A 20,116-nucleotide genomic window follows, 5' to 3' on the forward strand; every position below is an offset into this window, starting at 1 on the left:
TCCAACCGTCCACCATCATTCCTCGAAAGGACCCACATGACCCGCCGCACGACCTCACTCAATGGAGACTGGCGCTTTGCCCTCGACGCCGACATCTCGGCGGAGGCGCGCATCCACGGAAACGTGCAGATCATCGCCAATGAGACCAGCCTGTGGCAGAAGGCCGGCAACCACGGCCTCTCGCGTACCGGCAACCCCGCGCTTGAGGAGTGGCGAGAGGTGCGCGTGCCCCACGACTATGCGCTGGACGGCGACTTCACCGTCGAGGTTGACGCGAAGGTCGGCGGCCTGCGACGTGAACCGGCCGTGTACGCACGCAGCTTCGACCTCGACCCGGTGGGCGAGCATGAGCGCGTGCACATCGAGTTCGATGGAGTGTTCCGCGACTCGCGCGTCTTTGTCAACGGCCACTTCGTCGGGCGCCACCTGAGCGGATACACGTCCTTCGCCTACGACATCACCGAGTTGTGCGAGACAGGTGCGAACACCGTCGTAGTACACGTCGACCCGACCGACAACGAGCTCTGGAGCTATGAGGGAGCCGGCGTGTACCGAGAGGTTCGGCTCGTACGCACCGCCGACGTGTACATCGATGCCCGAACCCTCCATGTACGTGCAGAGGTGGATGGGTCCGTCGCCGTTGATCTGCCCGTGGTGAACATGAGCTTCCACCCGGTGGACGCCGTCGTCCGGTGCGCGGTGTCCGATGGAACAGGCGCCATTGTCGTGGAGTCCGTGCCCACGTCCGTGCGGGTGGGTGATGTCGCCACCTCGTCGACGACGGTGTCAATGACCGTTGTCGATCCGCGTCTGTGGGAGCCCGAGGATGCCGCGCTGTATGTCGTGCGCAGCGAAGTCCTCGTGGGCGACGAGGTGGTCGACAGTGTCACCACCGTCACAGGATTCCGCGACATCCGATTCGACCCGGCGGAGGGCTTTTTCCTCAACGGCAGGAGCACGAAGCTCAAGGGTGTGTGCATACATCAAGACCATGCGGGTGTCGGGGTCGCCGTGCCGCCCGCGCTTCAGGAATGGCGGATGCGACAACTGAAGGAGATGGGGTGCAACGCGATCCGCGTCAGCCACAACCCGCCCGACCCTGCGCTTTTGGACGCCTGCGATCGCGTCGGCATGATGGTGATGGACGAGGTGCGCATCCCCGGTATCGGTGACGAGCTGCTCGGGCAAGCCGAGGACCTCGTCCGCCGGGACCGCAACCATCCATCGGTGATCATGTGGAGCATCGGCAACGAAGAGATGCAGCTGCACGGTCGGCGTGTGGGAAAGGCCATCCTCAAACGCATGCGCCACGCGGTCAGTCGTCTGGACGACCGGCCGACGACCTACGCGATGAACCAGACCTGGGCGGAACTGGTGGACTTCCATGCCGAGGACGGGCCGTTCGTCGATGTGTTCGGCTCGAACTACCGGTCGGGTCAGCGCAGCGAGAACTACGACGATGTCCACGCGAAGTATCCCGACTGGCCCAAGATCGCGACCGAAACGTTCGGGGGTGCCGCGACGCGCGGTCTGTACACGCCGGACCGCGGGGCGAGCTTGCCGATGAGCGTCGGCGACCGGTGGGAAGACCCGGAGAACTTCCCAGACGAGCGCTTTCCGCGCATCGCCAGCGCCTACGGGACGACGCACACCCCGTGGGGCTACACCATCGAAGAGACATGGCGCGACTGCGCATCCCGCCCGTTCCTCTCCGGAACCTTCATCTGGACCGGATTCGACTATCGGGGCGAGACCTTCCCCTACGATTGGCCCTCGGTGATCTCGCGCTTTGGCATCCTTGACTACTGCGGGTTTCCAAAGGAGATCGCCCACTACCTTCGTGCGTGGTGGCGGCCTGAAGACCCGTATACCTTCCTCATGCCGCACTGGACGTGGTACGGCCGGGAGGGGCAGGCCATCGATGTGCAGTGCTACAGCAACGCCGCACGCGTGCAGATCCGGCTGAACGGTGAGGTGGTTGCCGACGACGTGATGCCGGTGAACGGCCGCGTAGACGCTCGTGTGACATACGCACCCGGAGAGCTGACGGCGGTCGGGTTCGATCTCGACGGAGCGGAGGTCTCGCGGGACACCCGCTCGACCGTCTCTGCGCCCGCCCGCATCGAACTCGCGGTCGATCGTGATCGCCTTCGTGCCGGCGGGGATGACCTCGCCGTCGTTGTCGCACGCGTCGTCGACGCGCAGGGGCGGCTGCATCCACTGTCTGACGAAACCCTCTTCTTTGAGGTCTCGGGCCCGGGGGCCGTTCTGGGCACGGGCAACGGGGACCCGAATTCGCACGAGTCGGATCGTGCGCCGAAACGCCGCGCGTTCCACGGTTTGGCGGAGGTGCTGGTGCGTACCACCGACGACGAGGGGGAGATCACCCTGACGGCCTCGGGGTGGAACCTTGAGACGGCGTCGCTCACCTTGCACAGCGCCGGCGATGGGGCGGAAGACCGCTTCGGCGGAGTCGCGTGGCGAGCCACAATGGAACGGATGTGAGCGTGGCCGAGGCCCCCAACGTCGTCCTGATCTTCATGGACGACATGACGCATTGGTCGCTTCGCAGCGGTCAGGTGTCGACCCCGAACCTCGACGCCTTGCGTGCGCGGGGCATCACGTTCACACACGCGGAAAACCAGGGATCGACCATACCCGCGGTGTGCACGCCAGCACGCCGCATGCTGCTGACCGGGATGACGGTTTTCGATTCCGAGCCGGCTTTCGACGACGTCACACGACTCGGGCGTGCACTTACCGGCGCCGGGTACGCCTCGTACTTCACCGGGAAGTGGCACAATCCCGAGTCGGCTCTCGGCGAAGACTACGCCGAAGTCGGCCCGTGGGGTGGTGGAATGCTCGGAACGACGGACACTTCGGACGAGGCCTACCACCGACCCGGTGACTCTGACTCGTGGGACCCCGCGGACGTGGGCCGAGGCGGGCACTGGATGACGCGAGACGACGGGCAGATTCAGCACTCCTCGGAGCGATGGACCGACGCCGCCGTGGGCTTCGTCGCTCGCGACCACGGATCGGCGCCGTTCTTCCTCCACATCGCGTACCACGCGCCACACGACCCGCGGCAGGCTCCTCGCGAATTCCTTGACCAGTACCCTGCGGATCAGATCCGCATCCCCCTGAACTACCTGCCGGAGCATCCGTTCGACAACGGCTCCCTGCGTCTGCGTGATGAGAAGCTCGCGCCGTTCCCCCGCACGGAGGCGGCCGTACAGCTGCACCGCCGGGAGTACTTCGCCATGATCACCCACGTCGACCGGGAGATCGGCCGGCTGCTGGGAGCAATCGACGAGGCGGAGGCACGCTCGGATCGTGAAACGGTGATCGTGTTCTCGGGAGATCATGGTCTCGCCTTGGGGGAGCACGGGTTGTTGGGAAAGCAGAGTCTGTACGACCACAGCACCCGTGTGCCGCTTGTCATCGTCGGCCCTGGCGTGCCTTCCGCGCAGGAGCGGACCACACCTGTCTATTCGGGGAGCATCTACGCCACCATCTGCGATCTCGTCGGCGTCACAGCCCCCGAACACCTGCAGTTCCCCTCTCTCGTTCCGATGATCGACGGACGCGATGCCTCCGGTGACGTGGAGGTCTTCACCGCGTACGGCATGGACCAGCGAGCCGTGCGTCGTGGGCGGTTCAAGCTGATCTCCTACGCGGATGTCGTGCACGATCAGCTGTTCGACACCGTCGCCGATCCGTGGGAACGACACAACCTCATCGCCGATTCCGCGAATGCGGACCTGGTCGAATCGATGAGGGGGCAGCTCCGCCGGGCGCAGATCGCCCTGCACGACCCCGCCGTCGCGTCGGATCACACGCGCGCTGTGACATGACGCAGGCGCCGAATCTGGTCCTGCTCTTCGCGCCGTAGCTTCGAAGTGCAGCCCTTCTCGGACGTTACGCGGGGGCAATCGCGTCGAACTGGCGACGGGCCGCGCGCACATCCGGCAGGTGTCGCTCCGTCCACTCCCGCATCGCGGCGAGCGGGCCTGTCACCGTGAACCCGAGTTCGGTGAGTGAATACTCGACCTGCGGCGGACGCATCTGAGTCAACACCGTCCGCAGGACGAGACCATCCTGTTCCAGCCGGCGTAGCGTCTGCGTCAGCATCTTCTGGGTGATCCCAGGGATGGCACGGCGCAGCTCACCGAAGCGGTGCGGCTGCTGCTCGAGCTTTCCGATGATGAGCGCGGACCACTTCGATGCCACGAGGTCAAGGATGTCCCTGCACGGGCACTCGGCCGAGTAGAGGTCGCCGAAGTGGCCGAGCGAATCGCATGAGTCGTGCGCGATCGTCGGATGGCGACGGCGAGCCACCTCCTCGAGCGCACGACGCAACCCGTGGCTTCGATTGCCGCGTCCGTGGGCTTCTCCGACGTCCAAGCGTTCAACAAGGCATGCCGACGCTACCTCGGTGCTTCTCCGCGAGCAGTGCGACGTGAGACAGGTCGTGGAACCGGCGAAAGCGTGGCGGCCGATACGGACGGCGGAGTCGGCTTGTAGGCACGCGGTCAGCGGCCGAGCCACCCGCCGTCGACTGGCAGAGTGATTCCCGAGACATAGTCCGATGCTCGCGACGCGAGGAACACCGTGGCCCCCGCGAGGTCGCCTGCCTGTCCCCAGCGTGCGGCGGGAATGCGTTCCAAGATGCTCCGCGATCGGTCAGGGTCGTCCTGCAGCGCCTGTGTGTTGTCTGTCGCTATGTAGCCAGGGGCGATCGCGTTGACCGTCACCCCGTGAGCAGTCCATTCGTTCGCGAGTGCCTTCGTCAGTCCCGTGACCCCCGACTTTGACGCCGCGTATCCCGGAACGTTGATGCCGCCCTGGAAGCTGAGCAGCGACGCGGTGAAAATGACCTTGCCGTAGCCCCGCTCGAGCATCCCCCGGCCGAGCGCCTGAGCGAGGACGAACTGGCTCGAAAGGTTCACCTCGAGCACGTGATCCCAGTCGTCGAGCGCATGCGTCGCGGCGGGCGCGCGCCGGATCGTGCCAGCGTTGTTCACCAAGATGTCGATTGGACCGTGTTCGGCGGCGACGGCGTCGGCGAACGAGGCGACCGCGCCGCGATCGGCGAAGTCGACGGCACAGCCGTGGAAACGACGACCGTGGGCCTCCACCCGAGTCCGTACCTCGCTCTCCTCCGCGGACAGCGTGGCGGACACTCCGACGACGTCGGCGCCAGCGGCGGCGAGGGCCTCGGCCATCGCGAGGCCGATGCCGCGCTTGGCGCCGGTGACGACAGCAGTGCGCCCCGTGAGATCGAAGAGCCCGGTCATGATGGCGCTCCTTCGAGCGTCACATCGACAAGGACCTTCATCGCACCTGAGCTCAGCTTCGCGAACGCGTCTTGGATATCTTCGAGCGCGGCGATGTCGGTGATGAGTGCGTCGGCGGGGATGACTCCACGATCGAGCAGTTCGACGGCGTGCTCGAAGTCCGCGCGCTGATACACCCGAGCCCCGAGCAGGCGCAGCTCCCGCCAGAACACCTGCTTGAGGTCGATGGGGCGAGGTTCCGGATGAATCGCGACGACCACGATCGTTCCCCGCACTTTCGCGAGCGACGTCGTGCCCAGTACAGCCGCGGCGGCGCCTGAGACCTCGAACACGACATCCGCACCGGCGCCCGACGTCCACTCTTCGACCGCGGCGACCTGGTCGCTCGCGAGCGGATCGAGGGTGCGGAAGCCGAGCGCTTTCGCAGCGGAACGGCGCGAAGCGTCGACCTCGATGAGAAGCACCTCTGCGCCGACATCCCGAGCGACCGTGGCGATGAGCACGCCGATCGGGCCGCCGCCGATCACCACAGCGTGTTCCCCAGCCGTGAGTTCGGATCGCCGGACGTCGTGCACCGCCACGGCCACCGGTTCGACGAGAGCTGCGTCACGCAGGCGTAGGCCCTCGGGAAGGGGCACGAGTGTGCGTGAGGGAACGTTCCACCGTTCCTGCAGCGCGCCGGTGGAGTCGATGCCGATGAAGTCGAGGTTCTGGCAGATGTGCTGGTTGCCTGCCTCACATGCCGGACAAGCCGAGCACCAATCGAGTGGCATGACGGTGACAGGGTCGCCGACGCCCCACCCGGTCACGCCGTCGCCGAGCGCGGCGACTCGGCCGCTCATCTCATGGCCGATGATCGCGGGGAACGTGACACGTGTGTCCATCGCCCCATGCAGAATGTGCAGATCGGTGCCGCACAGACCCACATGCGAGACGGCGATCTGCACTTCTCCGGGGCCGGGAGGCTTCACCTCGATCGAGGTGGGCACTATTTTTCCCTCGCCGACATACGCAGCAGATCGCATTCGTCCTCATAACCTCTCGACCGATTCGCTTTAGAAAACCGGTTGCTCATAGTAGGTTGACAGCGTTGCCTCGAAGGCAGCGCGCAGGGGGCTTGTTCGGCGACGCGTGGGTCGACCACCCGCCTGCTATAAATAGGTTAGATGAATTTTCCCACCAACGTGTACGAAGGGCTGCTGATGACTCGACCCAACATCGTCATCATCTACATGGACGACCTCGGCTACGGCGACGTCGGCGCCTATGGGGCCACGTCCGTTGAGACGGCGAACATGGACCGCCTTGCCCGCAACGGGCTGCGCTTCACCGATGGGTACGCGACGTCTGCGACGTGCACGCCGAGTCGGTACGCACTCCTCACCGGCGAGTACCCGTGGCGCAAGTCCGGGGCGGAGATCCTGGCCGGCGACGCCGCGATGCTCATCGAAGAAGATCAGATGACTCTGCCGGGAATGCTCGCGGCGCAGGGCTACCGCACGGGGATCGTTGGAAAGTGGCACCTTGGTCTCGGCAACGGTGAAATCGACTGGAATCGTCCCATCCAGCCCAGCCCCAACGATGTCGGTTTCGACGAGAGTTACATCATCGCGGCTACCCAGGATCGGGTCCCGACCGTGTACATCAAGGACCGTTCGGTCGTCGGTCTCGATCCGGAGGATCCGATAGAGGTCTCATACGATCAGCCGTTCCCGGGCGAGCCGACCGGAGCGACGCATCCGGAGCTCCTGCGCATCGCTTCGTCGCACGGGCATGACAACGCGATCGTGAACGGGATCGGACGCATCGGCTTCATGCGGGGCGGCCAATCGGCCCGGTGGCGTGACGAGGACATGGCCGAACACCTCGTCGAGCGGGCGCGGGACTACATCCGCAGGTCACACGGTTCCGGAGAGGACGACGACCCGTTCTTCCTCTACTTCGCTCTGCACCAGCCCCATGTTCCCCGGACCCCCGGTGCCCGTTTCGTCGGCGCGACCGACATGGGGCCGCGCGGCGATGCCATCGCCGAGGCGGACTGGTGTATCGGGCAGATCTTGGATGAACTCACCGACGCTGGAGTGCTCGACGACACCCTGATCGTCTTTTCGAGCGACAACGGTCCGGTGCTCGACGATGGGTATCAGGACGGCGCGGAGGAGCTCATCGGCGATCACCGCCCCACGGGCCCTCTTCGCGGCGGAAAGTACAGTCTCTTCGACGCGGGCACGCGCGTCCCGTTCATCGTGCACTGGCCAGCGCGTGTGAAGCCGGGGACGAGCAGCGCCTTGGTCTGCCAGATGGACCTTCTCGCTTCGATCGCCGCCCTCATCGGTGCCGAGGTGCCGACCCGCGACTCCGAGAACCAGCTGGATGCCCTCCTCGGTGACAGCGATGACGGTCGCGACTCGCTCGTGGTCGAGGCGATTCACCGGACGGCGTTCCGGCGTGGTGATTGGGCGATGATCCCGCCGTATGCCGGACCGGCTTGGATGCCTGCTAAACGGATCGAGACAGGTCAAGCTGATCGGTACCGCCTCTACAACCTGCGCGAGGATCCGCACCAAGATCACGACCTCGCCTCTGCTCAACCTGAGCTTCTCGAAGCCCTTATCGAGGAGTTCGAGGAGCTCGTGCGAGAGCGCGTGTCATCGAACGGCGGATCCCAGTGACCAACGCGATCATTCCTGCGCCGTCGTCCATCACCTTGGGTACGTCTGGCCTTGGACGCGACGCGCACGCGGGCACGGAAGGTCATCGACGCGCGGTCGAACTCGCGGTGGCCATGCTACGCAGCCCGCACACTCTCCTCGACACAGCCAACGAGTATGACGGCGGTCGTTCCGAGGAAGTGATCGGACTCGCGATGCGGGAGGTGGGGATCGCCGGGCCAGCGCCGGTCGTCACGAAGGTCGACCGCGATCTCGGCAGCGGTGTCTTCGACCGTGACCGCGTGCTGCGTTCCTACGACGAGAGCCTCGCGCGTCTCGGCGTCGACCGAGTATCGCTGGTTCACCTTCACGATCCCTTCACTATCAGCTTCGAGGAGGCCGCGGCCCCCGGTGGAGCGATCGAAGGTCTCATAGAGCTGCGGGACAGCGGCGCGGTCGATTCAATCGGTGTCGCCGCCGGCCCCCTGCCGATGGTGCGACCCTACGTTGAGACCGGCCTCTTCGACGCGATCCTCGTGCACAACCGGCTGACACTCGTCGATCAGTCGGCTGCGGATCTGTTCGCGGCGGCCCGAGAACGGGGGATGACGGTCTTCAACGCTGCCCCCTTCGGGGCGGGGTTGCTGGCGAAAGGCTCAGCGTCGGGAGCACGATACGGGTATCACGAGACCACCCCGGAACTCCGCGACTGGGTGGCCTCGGCCGAGCAGGCATGCAGCGCTCGGGGTGTGGATCTCAAAGCCGCCGCGCTGCAGTTCTCGCTGAACTCGCCGCTGGTGCATTCGACTGTGGTGAGTGCCTCGTCGCCGGAGCGACTTACGCAGCTCGCCGCACTGGTATCGGCCTCGATCCCCGCCGAGCTGTGGGACGACCTCGCCGCACTAGGACCCGCGCCCTCGAACCTGGACGACGATCGGCCTGAAGCGCGCTGAGGCGCGCGGGGCGACCGATAGTCGAAGAGACCGACCGCCCGCCCTTGCCGGACGGTGCAGACGCGCGGCTCAGTCGATCCGCTCGAAACGGAACGAGAACGTGCGCGCGCCCGGCCACAGCGCGTGCGTCGGCTCGACATCCGGCCCGCATGCACGCGACCCGAGTCCGTGCACGGCGTCGTCGAGATAGAGGTGGTTGCGCGAAGACGTTGGCAGCTCGTAGGGGTGCGTCGCGGCGTCGAGCTCGTGGGCAGACCACCTGGCGTACGTGAACCCCGGGTATCCGGGTGCCCGACGCGGCCCCGAGAGCACACGCAGTCCGTGCCCCTGTGCGTCTCGGACTTCGAGGTGTCGCACATTGCCGCGATGACCGGAGTCTTGCGGGCGTGCGTGCATCGTGTTGAGCGCATCGAGGTGCGACCGATGATGACCCGCCCATGCGCCCTCGGCCATATCGGGGTACCACTCGCCTGGGCCGCTGCCGACCCACGACACGTCTTCAAGGGCGGAGGGCAACGTCAGGTGCACCCCGACGCGCGGCCAGCTCGAGTCCCATCCGGTGCTGGGAACAACATCGACCACCAGTAGCGGGCTTGCGCCGTCGAGGTCGTGCCACTCATAGCTCACCCGAAGCTGAGGCGCCTTGTCGGCGGCGCTGATCGCGACGTCGGTTCGCAGCGTGCGCTCACCGCGCCAGATACCGATCACCCGATGCCGCAGGCGATGAAGGCCGCGGTCCCGCCATCGTTTCTCGGACGACTCTCCGGGAATGAGTCCCAGTCCGCGATCGGTAGATTCGGGCGCACCGAGTTCGAACGAGCCCGCTCCGAGCCCGCGATCGTTGTCGGTCGGCGCTCGCCACAATTCGAGCCGCGGACCATCGACCGGCCAACCGAGCAGTGATGTCAGCGCCCCCGAACGAGCATCGAACTCGCCGGCGGGGAACGTGAGGTCGTCGTTCGGTGACACGACAGCCGAGACATGAATGGTACCGGGCAGGCGCATGGGCGCCGAAGCCGTGGTCTGAGCGCGAGCGACGACGTGTCCAGCCGCAGCCCATTCGGTGCCCTTGCGTAGCGATGCGGTGACGGTGAGCCAGCGCGACGGGTCCGACCGCCGGGCCGCGACCGCCGCTTCGGGTAGTTCGACGGTGCGCGAGGCGCCCGGCGCGACGTCGGGCACGTCGAGCGCCCAACGGTCGGCGCCGCCACTGGGGGAGTCGACGGTGACGACGAAGTCGTACCCGTCGGTGCCCAGGGTGTGCGCTCTGTTGCGGATGCTCAGACCAGCATCCGAGAATTCGAAGATGATCGGTGACGATACGGCCGCGTACTCGACGAGACCTGCGGTCGCGGTGCCGTCCGAGAGCACGAGTCCGTCGATGACGAAGTTGCCGTCATGCACTTCTTCGCCGAAGTCGCCGCCGTGCGCGAAGTACGTGCCCTTCTCGGGATCTTCCACTTCGAGTCCGTGGTCTCGCCACTCCCAGATGAATCCGCCGTGCAGTCGACCATGAGCATCGACGACTTCGTCATACCAGTCGAGACCGCCCGGGCCCGTGCCGAGCGCGGCACCGTATTCACACATCAGCATGGGTCGCGAGCGCACTCGTGCAGCTTCGGCCGGGGCGCATGCGAAGATGTCGCCCTCGTCGCGGGCGATCGTCGCGAGCTCGGTCGGCGTGGGGTACATCCGCGAGTACACGTCTGTGTAGGCACCCGTGTAGTCGCCTTCGTAGTGCACCGGACGGCTCGGGTCACGACGTGCTGTCCATGACGACATAGCGGCAAGATTTCGCCCGGTGCCAGACTCATTGCCGAGCGACCACAGCACGATCGACGCATGATTCTTGTCGCGCTCGACCGTACGCTCCATGCGGTCGAGGTAGGCCTCGCGCCACTGAGGATCGTCTGAGGGATTGCCAGCCCAGTCCACGAAATAGAACGCGTGGGTCTCGAGATCGCACTCCAAGATGACCCACAGACCGAGTTCGTCGCACATGTCGAGAACGCGCGGGTGCGGGGGATAGTGGCTGGTGCGTACGGCGTTGATGTTGTGGCGCTTCATCATCACGAGGTCGGCGCGGACGGAGTCTTCGTCGAACACCCGGCCCAGTTGGTGGTGAAACTCGTGGCGGTTGACTCCGCGGAACGTGACCGGCTCGCCGTTGATGAGTAGCCGATCTCCCTCGATTTGCACGGTACGAAATCCGACGCGAAGCCGCACCGTTTCGCCGACGCTTGTCACGATCGTGTCGTAAAGTCGCGGAACCTCGGCCGACCATGGCTGCACCTCCCCGAGGTCGATCGGTGCTCCATCGAGCGCGGCGCGGTCGACGAAGGTGATCTCGGCGCCCAATTCGGGAACACTCACCGAGACGGGGAACGCGGACTCCGGCGCATCGATGCGCGCCGTGAGCGCACCGCGACCAGTGGTGGCGTCGAAGTCAGCCTGAACCCAGACGTCTTCCATGCTCCCCGTCGGCCGCGCCAAAAGGGTGACGTCGCGGAAGATGCCCGGCAGCCACCACTGGTCTTGGTCTTCGAGATAGGTTCCCGGCGACCACTGGTGCACGCGGACGGCCAGCACGTTGCGTCCCGGGCGTAGCAGGGAGCCGACATCGAACTCCTGCACCAGCCGGCTTCCCATGCTGGTTCCGACCTCGGTGCCGTTGACCCACACCCGGAAGGCTGATTCAACGCCATCGAAGCGCAACAGCGTGCGCGGTGCGTTCCATCCGTCGAGATCGAACTCGCGCCGGTAGTCACCCGTGGGATTCTCATCCGGAACATGCGGCGGGTCCAGCGGGATCGGTAGCTGAATGTTCGTGTAGATCGGTGCGCCATAGGATCCCCCTGAGGGCAGGACCCAGTGCGAGGGCACCGCGATCTCGCCGGCAGTGGGGGCAGGTGCGTCGAGGTCGACGAAGTCGAGCGGTGCGTCGGCACGTGGCGAGAGACGGAACCACCACTGCCCATTCAGATCTCTGAAGTCTGCGCTACTCGCGACGCGTGCGCGGGGTTTACTCACGAAGCCCGACGACGGAAGAGTCGAGCTAAGCAGCGGTTGCGGGGCTGTGGCGAATGACATTCTGCACCTCTGTGTGACGGCGATACGCTTAAAAAACCGGTTTCGCGTCCTAGAGTACCGTTCAAGCAGAGGTTCGTGGCAATCACCCCACGGCGAATGCGCGCCGACTCGACCTGCCCGAGCGTTTACTTGGTCGCCCCTGGCTTCCGCTGCGCGTAGCCGTCGGCACGTAATAATGAGGGTGCAACCGCGCGCAGCTCAACGGTTGGCGCATCCGCCTGCGAATAGGCTGGATCGATGAATAGGCGCGAAACCATGGAAGCCGTGCGGATCACTGCTCACGGAGGGCCAGAGCCGCCACCTACCCGTTGAGCCGTGCGGCAGAGGCCCAGTCGCAATTGGCGCGCAGAAATCACCTCGGCAAGATCGTCTTGCACCCGTAGTCGGAGGCGCGGCGACCGCGGGCCTTGCTGCCGGCTACCGCGGGCTGTTGGAGGAGATATCCGATGACGCCACCTTTGCGCGGCGGTTGCGGCGGATCGCCTTTTCGATCTCGACGAATATCGGGACGATCAAAGCCAAGCCGAGGCAGACGAGCCACTCCCCGCCATCGAGCGCCGTTGTTCCGACGAAGCGCTGCATGAACTCGATCTCGACCGCTGCCACGGTGAGAACGACGGGAATCGAGAGCCACTTCACGGCGGTGAGGATCGGCGCGACCAGACCCGATTCGGGGTCGCGACGCATGACCAGGCCGCTGAGGATCGCTCCGAAGGCGGCCACGACGAACGCCATGGTGACCGGGGTGCTCGGCTCGGTCGAACTCAGTTGCTCAGGGTAGATCAGCAACGGAACGAGAGTAACGGCGAACAAGACCGTGCCGTACACGAGCCAAAGGGTCACAGCCGCACGATTGGCGATCGTCTTCTTCGGATCGCGCGGTGGCTTCTGCATGATCCCGTCGGGAGTGGGATCGAGCAAGATGGTGATCACCGGGAAGATCGTGACGAAGAAGTTCAGGAACAGCACCATGACGGGCGTGAGCGGCACGCCGTTGTTGATGTTGAAGATACTGGCGACGAGGAAGAGCAGCACCAGCGAGAACAGCTGCGACATCTGGAACCGCACGTAGCTGACGATCTTGTCGTAGATCGCCCGGCCGAGCCGCACGGCGGTGACGAGCGTGCCGAAGTTGTCGTCGACGAGGATCATCTTTCCCGCCTGTTTCGTCACTTCGCTGCCCGACCCCATGGCCACACCGATGTCGGCCTGCTTGAGGGCTGCGGCGTCGTTGACCGCGTCGCCGGTCATCGCGACGACAGCGCCTTCCTCTTGCATGAGTCTGGCCAACCGCAGCTTGTCTTCGGGGGTGACTCGGCCGAAGACGTGCAGGCGCGGCAGCGCCAATTTCACCTCGTCGTCGGTCATTGCCTGCAGGTCTGCGCCGCTGAGGGCACCTTCGCCGAGCCCCAGCTTGCCACCGATTGCAGAGGCTGTGATCGCGTGATCTCCAGTGATCATGCGCACTTCGATGCCTGCCTCACGCGCGATCCGCACTGCCTCTTTCGATGAGGGCCGCAGTGGGTCGATGATCCCGACGAGGCCGACGAAGGTCAGGTCGTTGATTGATGCCATCGGATCGTCGGGTATTTCGGCGCCTTCAGCAAAACGTCGATAGGCGAAAGCGAGCACACGCAGTCCTTGCGTCGACAGCGCTTCGTTCGCTTCGACGACGGCCGCGCGCCCTTCATCGATCGGTACAATGCCAGATGCTGTCGCAACTGAGCCGCAGCGGTCGAGCACCACATCGGGGCCGCCTTTGACGAATGCCACGCTGCCGCCAGCGGTCTCACCCGGCACGCTGTGGAATGTCGCCATGAACTTGTACGCCGAATCAAATGGCACCTCGGCCAACCGTGGGTACGCTGCCCGCGACAGCTCGGCATCCGCCCCCAACTTCGCGGCAAGCACGACCAATGCCGCTTCGGTGGGATCGCCGACAACGACGCCGTCATCTGACACCGTCGCGTCGCTGCACAGCGCCAAGCCTGATGACAGCACCGAAAAGTCCTGGGTGTGGTCGCCCGTCGCACTGCGGATCTGACCAGACTTCTCGTAGCCGTTCCCTGAAACTGTGAACCACTGACCACGGAAGTACAGCGATTCCACCGTCATCTCGTTCATCGTGAGAGTGCCGGTCTTGTCGGAGTTGATGGCACTCGTGGCTCCGAGCGTTTCGACATCCGTGAGGTTCTTCACCACTGCCTGATGCTCGGCGAGTTGCCGGGCTCCGTAAGAAAGCATCGCCTGTACGAACGTGGGCATGCCGGTGGGGATCGCCGAGATCGCCATCGAGATGCCGAGCAGAACGACGGATGCCACCTCTTGGCCACGCATCAACCCAGTGATGATGATGACAGCGACCGCGCCCCAGGCGACCCACCCTAGGACTCCTGTCAGCGCATCGAGTTCGCGCTGCAACGGTGACTTCGCAGGTTTGACCGCGGACAGCATCGAGGCGATGCGACCCATCTGCGTGGCCATCCCCGTGTCGGTGACGACTACGCTCGCCGTGCCGCGCGTGATCTGTGTGTTCTGGAAGACCATGTTCACCCGGTCGCCCAGCGGGGTGTCTGCACTGTCGAGCGTCGCGGCGTCTTTGGGAATCGGCGCACTCTCGCCGGTCAGCGCGGCCTCCTGTGCCTCGAGCGTCGCCGACTTCAGGATGCGCCCGTCAGCGGGCACAACGTCGCCTGCCTCGAGCGCGAGCAGGTCGCCGGGCACGAGCGCGGTTGCGTCCACCTGCATGAGGCTGCCATCGCGAATGACCCGCGCCTGCGGAATCTGCATACGCGAGAGTGCGTCAACCGATGCTTTCGCCTTCATCTCCTGACGAGTGCCCAGAACGACGTTCAGCGCGACGAGCGCCCCGACGAGAACACCCACGCTGATCTGATCGATCAAGAAGCTCACCACCGCGACGACAACCAGCATGATGTTCATCGGGTCGACGAGTTGTCGGAAAGCCACCTGCCACACCGACGGCGCCGGTTCGGCGGCGATTGCGTTGGGGCCGTGTTCGCTCAGGCGTCGAGACGCCTCTGCGGTGGTCAACCCGCGTTCCCTGTCACCGCCAACCGCTGCGATAACCATGTCGGGGTCTTCAGAATGCCAGATGGTCTCAGCAGCGGAGTCAGCCGTCGTCATTACTCGACGCTAGCCGAATCGGGTTCTCCCTGACAGTGTTTCGCGCCTCCCGTCGGGTGTGGCCGGTCGCAAGGCAAGTCATACGCACCTCGCTAGGTGGCTGCCACGGGCGCAAGTTCGGGCTGAGGGTAGCGGCGTGCTAGCTGGTCGGCGATAGCGTGAACGGCGAGCAGACCGAGTGCGAGCAGCCCGATACCCGCGAGAAACTGGAATCCGCGTTGTTCGGCGACGAAGGCGACGTCGTCGGGCGCCGCAGAGTAGAGCACGAGGGCGAAGGTATACAGACCGTACATCCGCCAGTACGTCTTTCGTTGCATCAGGGCCCCGAGGAATGCGAGCAGAGCAAGCGCCGTCAAGGCCCACGCGGGAAGGGCGACGCTGGCGACGAGCGCCGCAGCTGCCGCCCCGCACGCGGTGCCCACCGCCTTCTCTCGGATGCGTTCTCGACGACCCAGCAGCAGATACATGACAAGTATGAGCACCGGTTCGGGCACCCAGTACGGTTCACTCCATGCCAAGGCGACGCCCAGGCTCGCGGCAGCGCCCATCACGCCCCCGAACATGAGTGCGATGACCGCCGTCACCGGCCATGAGTGGTGGTCACCGTCGACTACGGGTGGCGCGCCAAACCGGCGAACGATGATGATGCCGTATCCGGTTCCGACGGCCACAACAGTTCCGAAGATGACGGCGTCGCTCGCGGACGAAGTGGGCGTGACGAGTGTCGCAGCGAAAGGTGCCATCAACATCACGGGGAACCAGCCGAATCGGAACCCCACACCCGAGAGCAGGCCGACTGCAGCCAACAGCACTGCCCACCACCACCCGTACGCGGTGTAGGCGCCCAATCCCGCGACGATGCCGACGACGGGAGCGACGTAGGCCATCCTTCGGGTGCCGCCGAGTTTGGCGCCTAACGCGCCCCACAGCACTCCCGTGAAGAGCGCCGAGACGCCGAGTGCGCCGACCAGGCCGGCCGCCACCGCGGCGGGGATCACCGCGCCGACGACGATCATGCCGAGGAAATGGGCAACGCGTCGCACTGCTGGCATCGCTTCGCTGCGGGCATCGCTCGCTCCCGCGTTGCTCGACTCTTGCGGCTCCGCCATGCGATCACCACCCGCCCGACTCAAAAGCGCTTGCCATCACACCTCATCGTGGCACAGCACGAAGTCATCCGATTCTTGGGAAGACGACCATTGTTGGCTCAGTTGCACACTCGCGCTGGCGCGGAGCTCTGCGCGCTTGGATCCCAAACGCCGGCTGACATGGGACTTTTATCACCGCAATAAGACCTTTTGCTCCCGAGGTCAACCCTCTGAAGTGATCCGTTCATCGTGCCTAGCATCAGTGACGAGCCCCCTGATTTGAGCGGAAGAGGAGTCGCAAAATGGCTGAAGACCACGACGACATCACAATCCCCGGTGCACCCGCATCAAAGCCCGCGGCAGTAGAAGAGCCCACCAGCCCGCGAGAGCCGTTGCCACCGAAACCAGATCAATCCTCGCCAGAGCCGCGCACTCCAACCGGCGCTCCACTCGATGCGAGCGCAACCGCGCTAGGACAGCAGGGTGCGTACCTGACCACTGCCCAGGGTGCACGGCTGACCGACACCGACCACTCGCTCAAGGCCGGTCCGCGCGGACCGGTGCTGCTGCAGGACCACCATCTGCGTGAGAAGATCACCCACTTCGATCATGAGCGCATTCCGGAACGCGTGGTGCACGCACGCGGTGCGGCCGCACACGGTGAGTTCATCGCCAACGGCGCGGCAGAGTCGGTGACGAAAGCAGGGTTCTTGCGCGCCGGCGCCAAGACTCCAGTTTTCGTTAGATTCTCGACCGTGCTGGGTTCGCGCGGCTCGGCAGACACAGTTCGCGACACCCGCGGTTTCGCGACCAAGTTCTACACCGATGAAGGCGTCTACGACCTCGTCGGAAACAACATCCCGGTCTTCTTCATCCAAGATGCCATCAAGTTCCCCGACATCATTCATGCGGCCAAGCCTCATCCTGACCGCGAAATCCCGCAGGCGCAGTCCGCGCACGACACGTTCTGGGATTTCGTGTCGCTTCACACCGAGGCGCAAGCGCACACCATCTGGAACATGTCAGATCGTGGCATCCCTCGCTCTTATCGAATGATGCAGGGTTTCGGGGTTCACACATTCCGAATGATGAACGCCGACGGCGAGACCACGCTGGTCAAGTTCCACTGGCGGCCGAAGCTCGGCACGCACTCGCTGACGTGGGAAGAGGCGCAGATCGCGGCCGGCAAAGACCCGGACTTTCATCGGCGTGATCTCGCCGACGCTATCGAAGCAGGTGCGCACCCCCAGTGGGATCTTGCGCTGCAGGTGATGCCCGACACACCCGACGAGACGTTCGAGGGCATTGATCTGCTCGATCCGACCAAGTTCGTGCCGGAAGAGATCGCTCCCTTGCAGGTGGTCGGCACCATGACGCTCACCGCGAACCCGACGAACTACTTCGCTGAGACAGAACAGGTCGCCTTTCACCCCGGACACCTCGTGCCCGGCATCGATGTCACCAACGACCCACTGCTGCAAGGCCGACTGTTCTCGTATATTGACACTCAGATCACGCGCTTGGGCGGCCCGAACTTCGCGCAGTTGCCGATCAACCGACCCCATGCTGACGTCAACGACATGCTCCGCGATGGGATGCATCAGAGTGCGGTTCATGCGGGCGTCGCGCCGTACAAACCGAACTCGCTCGATGGGGGTTGCCCGTTCCACGCGGGTGCAGACGAGGGAGCATTCATCGATGCGCCTGTCACCGTCTCGGAGTCGGTGAAGGAACGCGCGCAACCTCGCAGTTTCGACGATCACTTCTCGCAAGCACGCCTCTTCTATCGGTCCTTGACCGAGATAGAGCAGCAGCACGTCGCCGAGGCGTACTCGTTCGAGCTCTCGAAGTGCTACGAGCAGGCGATCAAAGACCGACAACTCGCGGCGCTTGCAAATATCGATGAGCAACTCTGCTCGGACGTAGCCCGAGCGCTCGGCGCCACACCTCCCTCGGCCACGATCGAGATTGCTGACGTCGCGCTCAGCCCCGCGCTTCGCATGGTTGGCGACACCTGGCCGACCGACGGACGGATCGTCGGTATCGTCGCGAATGATGACACCAGCGTCGATGTGCTGACTTCTGTGCGCGCAGCGTTGAATGAGGCGGGTGTGCTCCCGTTCGTCATCGCTCCCCACGGCGGCACTCTTTCCGGCATCCCGATCCAGCGCACCGCGCAGACCGCCGCGAGCATCGAGTTCGATGCGCTGATCGCGCTCGCGCCGTCAGAAGACGCCCGAACTCTCCGACTGTTTGATGAAGCGCTTCGCCATGGTAAAGCGATCGGTGCGACAGAAGACGGGCTCGGACTGCTGAACGAGGCCGGCTTCGACGAAGGCGGCGTGGGTGTGATCACGGGAGAGTCGAGTGCCGTCGTCGACGGCATTCTCGAACTGCTGCCCGCTCACCGCGTATGGGAGCGCCTTGCCTGATCGCCCGTCATACAACAAAGGAAGAAGGATCAGCATGGATCGAAACCACGCAGAAAACTCGCCGAGTCAAGACACCGATGACACCGAAAAAGCCGGCGGGCTCGGAGCAGACGGAACCATTCCGGCCGAACCTGACGGAGTCGCCGCGGGCCACAACGGCGAAGCATCCACGTTCGAACCGGAAGAGGACGAACAAGCCTAGGCAACGTCGCGGTTGGGCAGCGAGTTCTCGTGACTTGCTGCCCAACCAGGCGGAGCGAATCTGACAAGGAGGACTCATGAAAGCACTCACCTGGCAGGGGAAAAGAAAGGTCTCTGTTGAAGAGGTTCCTGACCCCACAATTTTGGAGCACACCGATGCGATCGTGAAGATCACATCTACCGCGATCTGCGGATCGGATCTGCACCTGTACGAGCTCTTCGGGCCCTTCATTGACGCCGGAGACGTGCTTGGGCACGAAGCGATGGGGGTGGTGGTCGAGGTCGGCAATGCCGTCACGGCTCTGAAGCCCGGTGACCGCGTCGTTGTCCCGTTCAACATCTCGTGCGGGCACTGTTTCATGTGCGAGAGAGGGCTCCAGTCGCAGTGCGAAACCACGCAGGTCACAGAGTATGGCAGCGGCGGCTCACTGTTTGGATACACCAAGCTGTACGGCCAGGTGCCGGGAGGACAGGCCGAGTACCTGCGCGTTCCCCTGGCCGACTACAACCACATCAAGGTGGGTGAAGATCTACCTGATCAGCGGTTTCTGTTTCTCAGCGATATTCTTCCCACAGCGTGGCAGGGCGTGCAGTACGCGCGCGTGCCTGACGGCGGCACCCTCGCAGTGATGGGCCTCGGTCCGGTCGGCCAGTTCGCGGCTCGCGTTGGTGTGCACCTCGGCTATCGCGTGCTTGCCGTCGATCCGGTGCTCGAACGCCGCGAGATGGCGAGTCGCCATGGAGTGGAAGCGTTCGACCTCACTGATGACGTAGTTGCGCAACTGCGTGACCTCACCGAGGGGCGAGGCGCAGATGGTGTGGTGGACGCAGTAGGCATGGAAGCGCACGGCAGTCCGGTCGTCAAAGCGACTCACGCCGTCATGGGCGCGCTACCGAGCGCAGCCGCGCGACCGATGATGGAGCACAGCGGCGTTGATCGACTGGCGGCCGTGTATTCGTCGATTGACGTGGTACGACGCGGGGGGACGGTGTCACTCAGCGGAGTGTATGCGGGCGAAGCCGACATCTTGCCGATGAAGACGCTTTTCGACAAGCAGATCAGCGTGCGCATGGGCCAATGCAACGTCAAGCGATGGATCGATGACCTTCTTCCTCTCGTCGAAGACTCTTCCGACCCGTTCGGCGTGATGGACCTCGTCACGCATGAAGTGCCGCTCGTCGATGCGCCCGCGATGTACGAGACCTTTCAGAAGAAGGAGGACGGCTGCATCAAGGTTGTTCTCAAACCCTGAC

Annotated in this window: 14 protein-coding genes and 1 pseudogene; 8 read left to right on the plus strand and 7 right to left on the minus strand. The window is 64.6% G+C overall.

From position 1 onward, the window contains the following. Positions 1-36: 36 nt before the first annotated feature. Together SJY18_RS11210 and SJY18_RS11215 are read left to right on the plus strand one after the other, a co-directional pair. Positions 37-2,505 carry a glycoside hydrolase family 2 TIM barrel-domain containing protein gene (locus tag SJY18_RS11210; RefSeq protein WP_396667629.1) on the plus strand — a complete coding sequence of 823 codons (2,469 nt, stop codon included), beginning with the start codon at positions 37-39 and terminating at the stop codon, positions 2,503-2,505. A gap of 2 nt (positions 2,506-2,507) precedes the next feature. Then, positions 2,508-3,857, plus strand: a complete 1,350-nt coding sequence (locus tag SJY18_RS11215) for a sulfatase-like hydrolase/transferase (protein WP_396667630.1) — start codon at positions 2,508-2,510, stop codon at positions 3,855-3,857. A gap of 64 nt (positions 3,858-3,921) precedes the next feature. Here SJY18_RS11215 and SJY18_RS11220 read toward each other — a convergent pair whose 3' ends face one another. Continuing rightward, positions 3,922-4,233: a winged helix-turn-helix transcriptional regulator gene (locus SJY18_RS11220; protein WP_396667631.1), complete on the minus strand. Its 312-nt coding sequence runs from the start codon at positions 4,231-4,233 to the stop codon at positions 3,922-3,924. Between the two features lie 75 nt (positions 4,234-4,308). On the opposite strand from SJY18_RS11220, the gene SJY18_RS11225 reads away from it, so the two are divergent. After that, on the plus strand, positions 4,309-4,527 hold the full coding sequence (locus tag SJY18_RS11225; RefSeq protein ID WP_396667632.1) for a helix-turn-helix domain-containing protein: 219 nt from the start codon (positions 4,309-4,311) through the stop codon (positions 4,525-4,527). A gap of 8 nt (positions 4,528-4,535) precedes the next feature. On the opposite strand, the gene SJY18_RS11230 is transcribed toward SJY18_RS11225, so the two are convergent. Then, positions 4,536-5,300, minus strand: coding sequence for an SDR family oxidoreductase (locus SJY18_RS11230; RefSeq protein ID WP_396667633.1), 765 nt, complete (start codon positions 5,298-5,300; stop codon positions 4,536-4,538). Continuing rightward, a complete protein-coding gene (locus SJY18_RS11235; protein ID WP_396667634.1) occupies positions 5,297-6,325 on the minus strand; it encodes a zinc-binding dehydrogenase in 1,029 nt (342 codons plus the stop codon). The genes SJY18_RS11230 and SJY18_RS11235 overlap by 4 nt, the downstream gene beginning before the upstream one ends. 141 nt (positions 6,326-6,466) lie before the next feature. Here SJY18_RS11235 and SJY18_RS11240 point away from each other — a divergent pair, with 141 nt between their 5' ends. Then, entirely contained in the window at positions 6,467-7,972 is a 1,506-nt protein-coding gene (locus SJY18_RS11240; protein WP_396667635.1) for an arylsulfatase, read from the plus strand. Next, a complete protein-coding gene (locus SJY18_RS11245; protein WP_396667636.1) occupies positions 7,969-8,904 on the plus strand; it encodes an aldo/keto reductase in 936 nt (311 codons plus the stop codon). The genes SJY18_RS11240 and SJY18_RS11245 overlap by 4 nt, the downstream gene beginning before the upstream one ends. 69 nt (positions 8,905-8,973) lie before the next feature. On the opposite strand, the gene SJY18_RS11250 is transcribed toward SJY18_RS11245, so the two are convergent. The 4 genes and pseudogenes from SJY18_RS11250 to SJY18_RS11265 form a co-directional block, all read right to left on the minus strand. Next, positions 8,974-11,376, minus strand: coding sequence for a glycoside hydrolase family 2 TIM barrel-domain containing protein (locus tag SJY18_RS11250; RefSeq protein WP_396668913.1), 2,403 nt, complete (start codon positions 11,374-11,376; stop codon positions 8,974-8,976). 69 nt (positions 11,377-11,445) lie between these two features. Then, positions 11,446-11,835 (minus strand): annotated as a pseudogene (locus SJY18_RS11255) (sugar-binding domain-containing protein); the annotation flags it as partial. A gap of 576 nt (positions 11,836-12,411) precedes the next feature. Then, on the minus strand, positions 12,412-15,141 hold the full coding sequence (locus SJY18_RS11260; RefSeq protein WP_396667637.1) for a cation-translocating P-type ATPase: 2,730 nt from the start codon (positions 15,139-15,141) through the stop codon (positions 12,412-12,414). A 92-nt stretch (positions 15,142-15,233) separates the two neighbouring features. Continuing rightward, a complete protein-coding gene (locus SJY18_RS11265) occupies positions 15,234-16,250 on the minus strand; it encodes an FUSC family protein (protein WP_396667638.1) in 1,017 nt (338 codons plus the stop codon). A gap of 281 nt (positions 16,251-16,531) precedes the next feature. On the opposite strand from SJY18_RS11265, the gene SJY18_RS11270 reads away from it, so the two are divergent. The 3 genes from SJY18_RS11270 to SJY18_RS11280 all read left to right on the plus strand — a co-directional run bounded on the left by SJY18_RS11270 (position 16,532) and on the right by SJY18_RS11280 (position 20,115). Then, the gene (locus tag SJY18_RS11270; protein ID WP_396667639.1) at positions 16,532-18,661 is read left to right on the plus strand and encodes a catalase; all 2,130 of its coding nucleotides are present in this window, start codon (positions 16,532-16,534) and stop codon (positions 18,659-18,661) included. A 34-nt stretch (positions 18,662-18,695) separates the two neighbouring features. Further along, a complete protein-coding gene (locus SJY18_RS11275) occupies positions 18,696-18,863 on the plus strand; it encodes a hypothetical protein (protein ID WP_396667640.1) in 168 nt (55 codons plus the stop codon). Between the two features lie 76 nt (positions 18,864-18,939). Beyond that, complete coding sequence (locus tag SJY18_RS11280; protein ID WP_396667641.1) at positions 18,940-20,115, plus strand: zinc-dependent alcohol dehydrogenase; 1,176 nt, start codon at positions 18,940-18,942, stop codon at positions 20,113-20,115. Position 20,116 lies beyond the last annotated feature (1 nt).

The sequence above is a fragment of the Microbacterium sp. R86528 genome (assembly GCF_044596335.1).
In the GTDB taxonomy this organism is placed as follows: domain Bacteria; phylum Actinomycetota; class Actinomycetes; order Actinomycetales; family Microbacteriaceae; genus Microbacterium; species Microbacterium marmarense.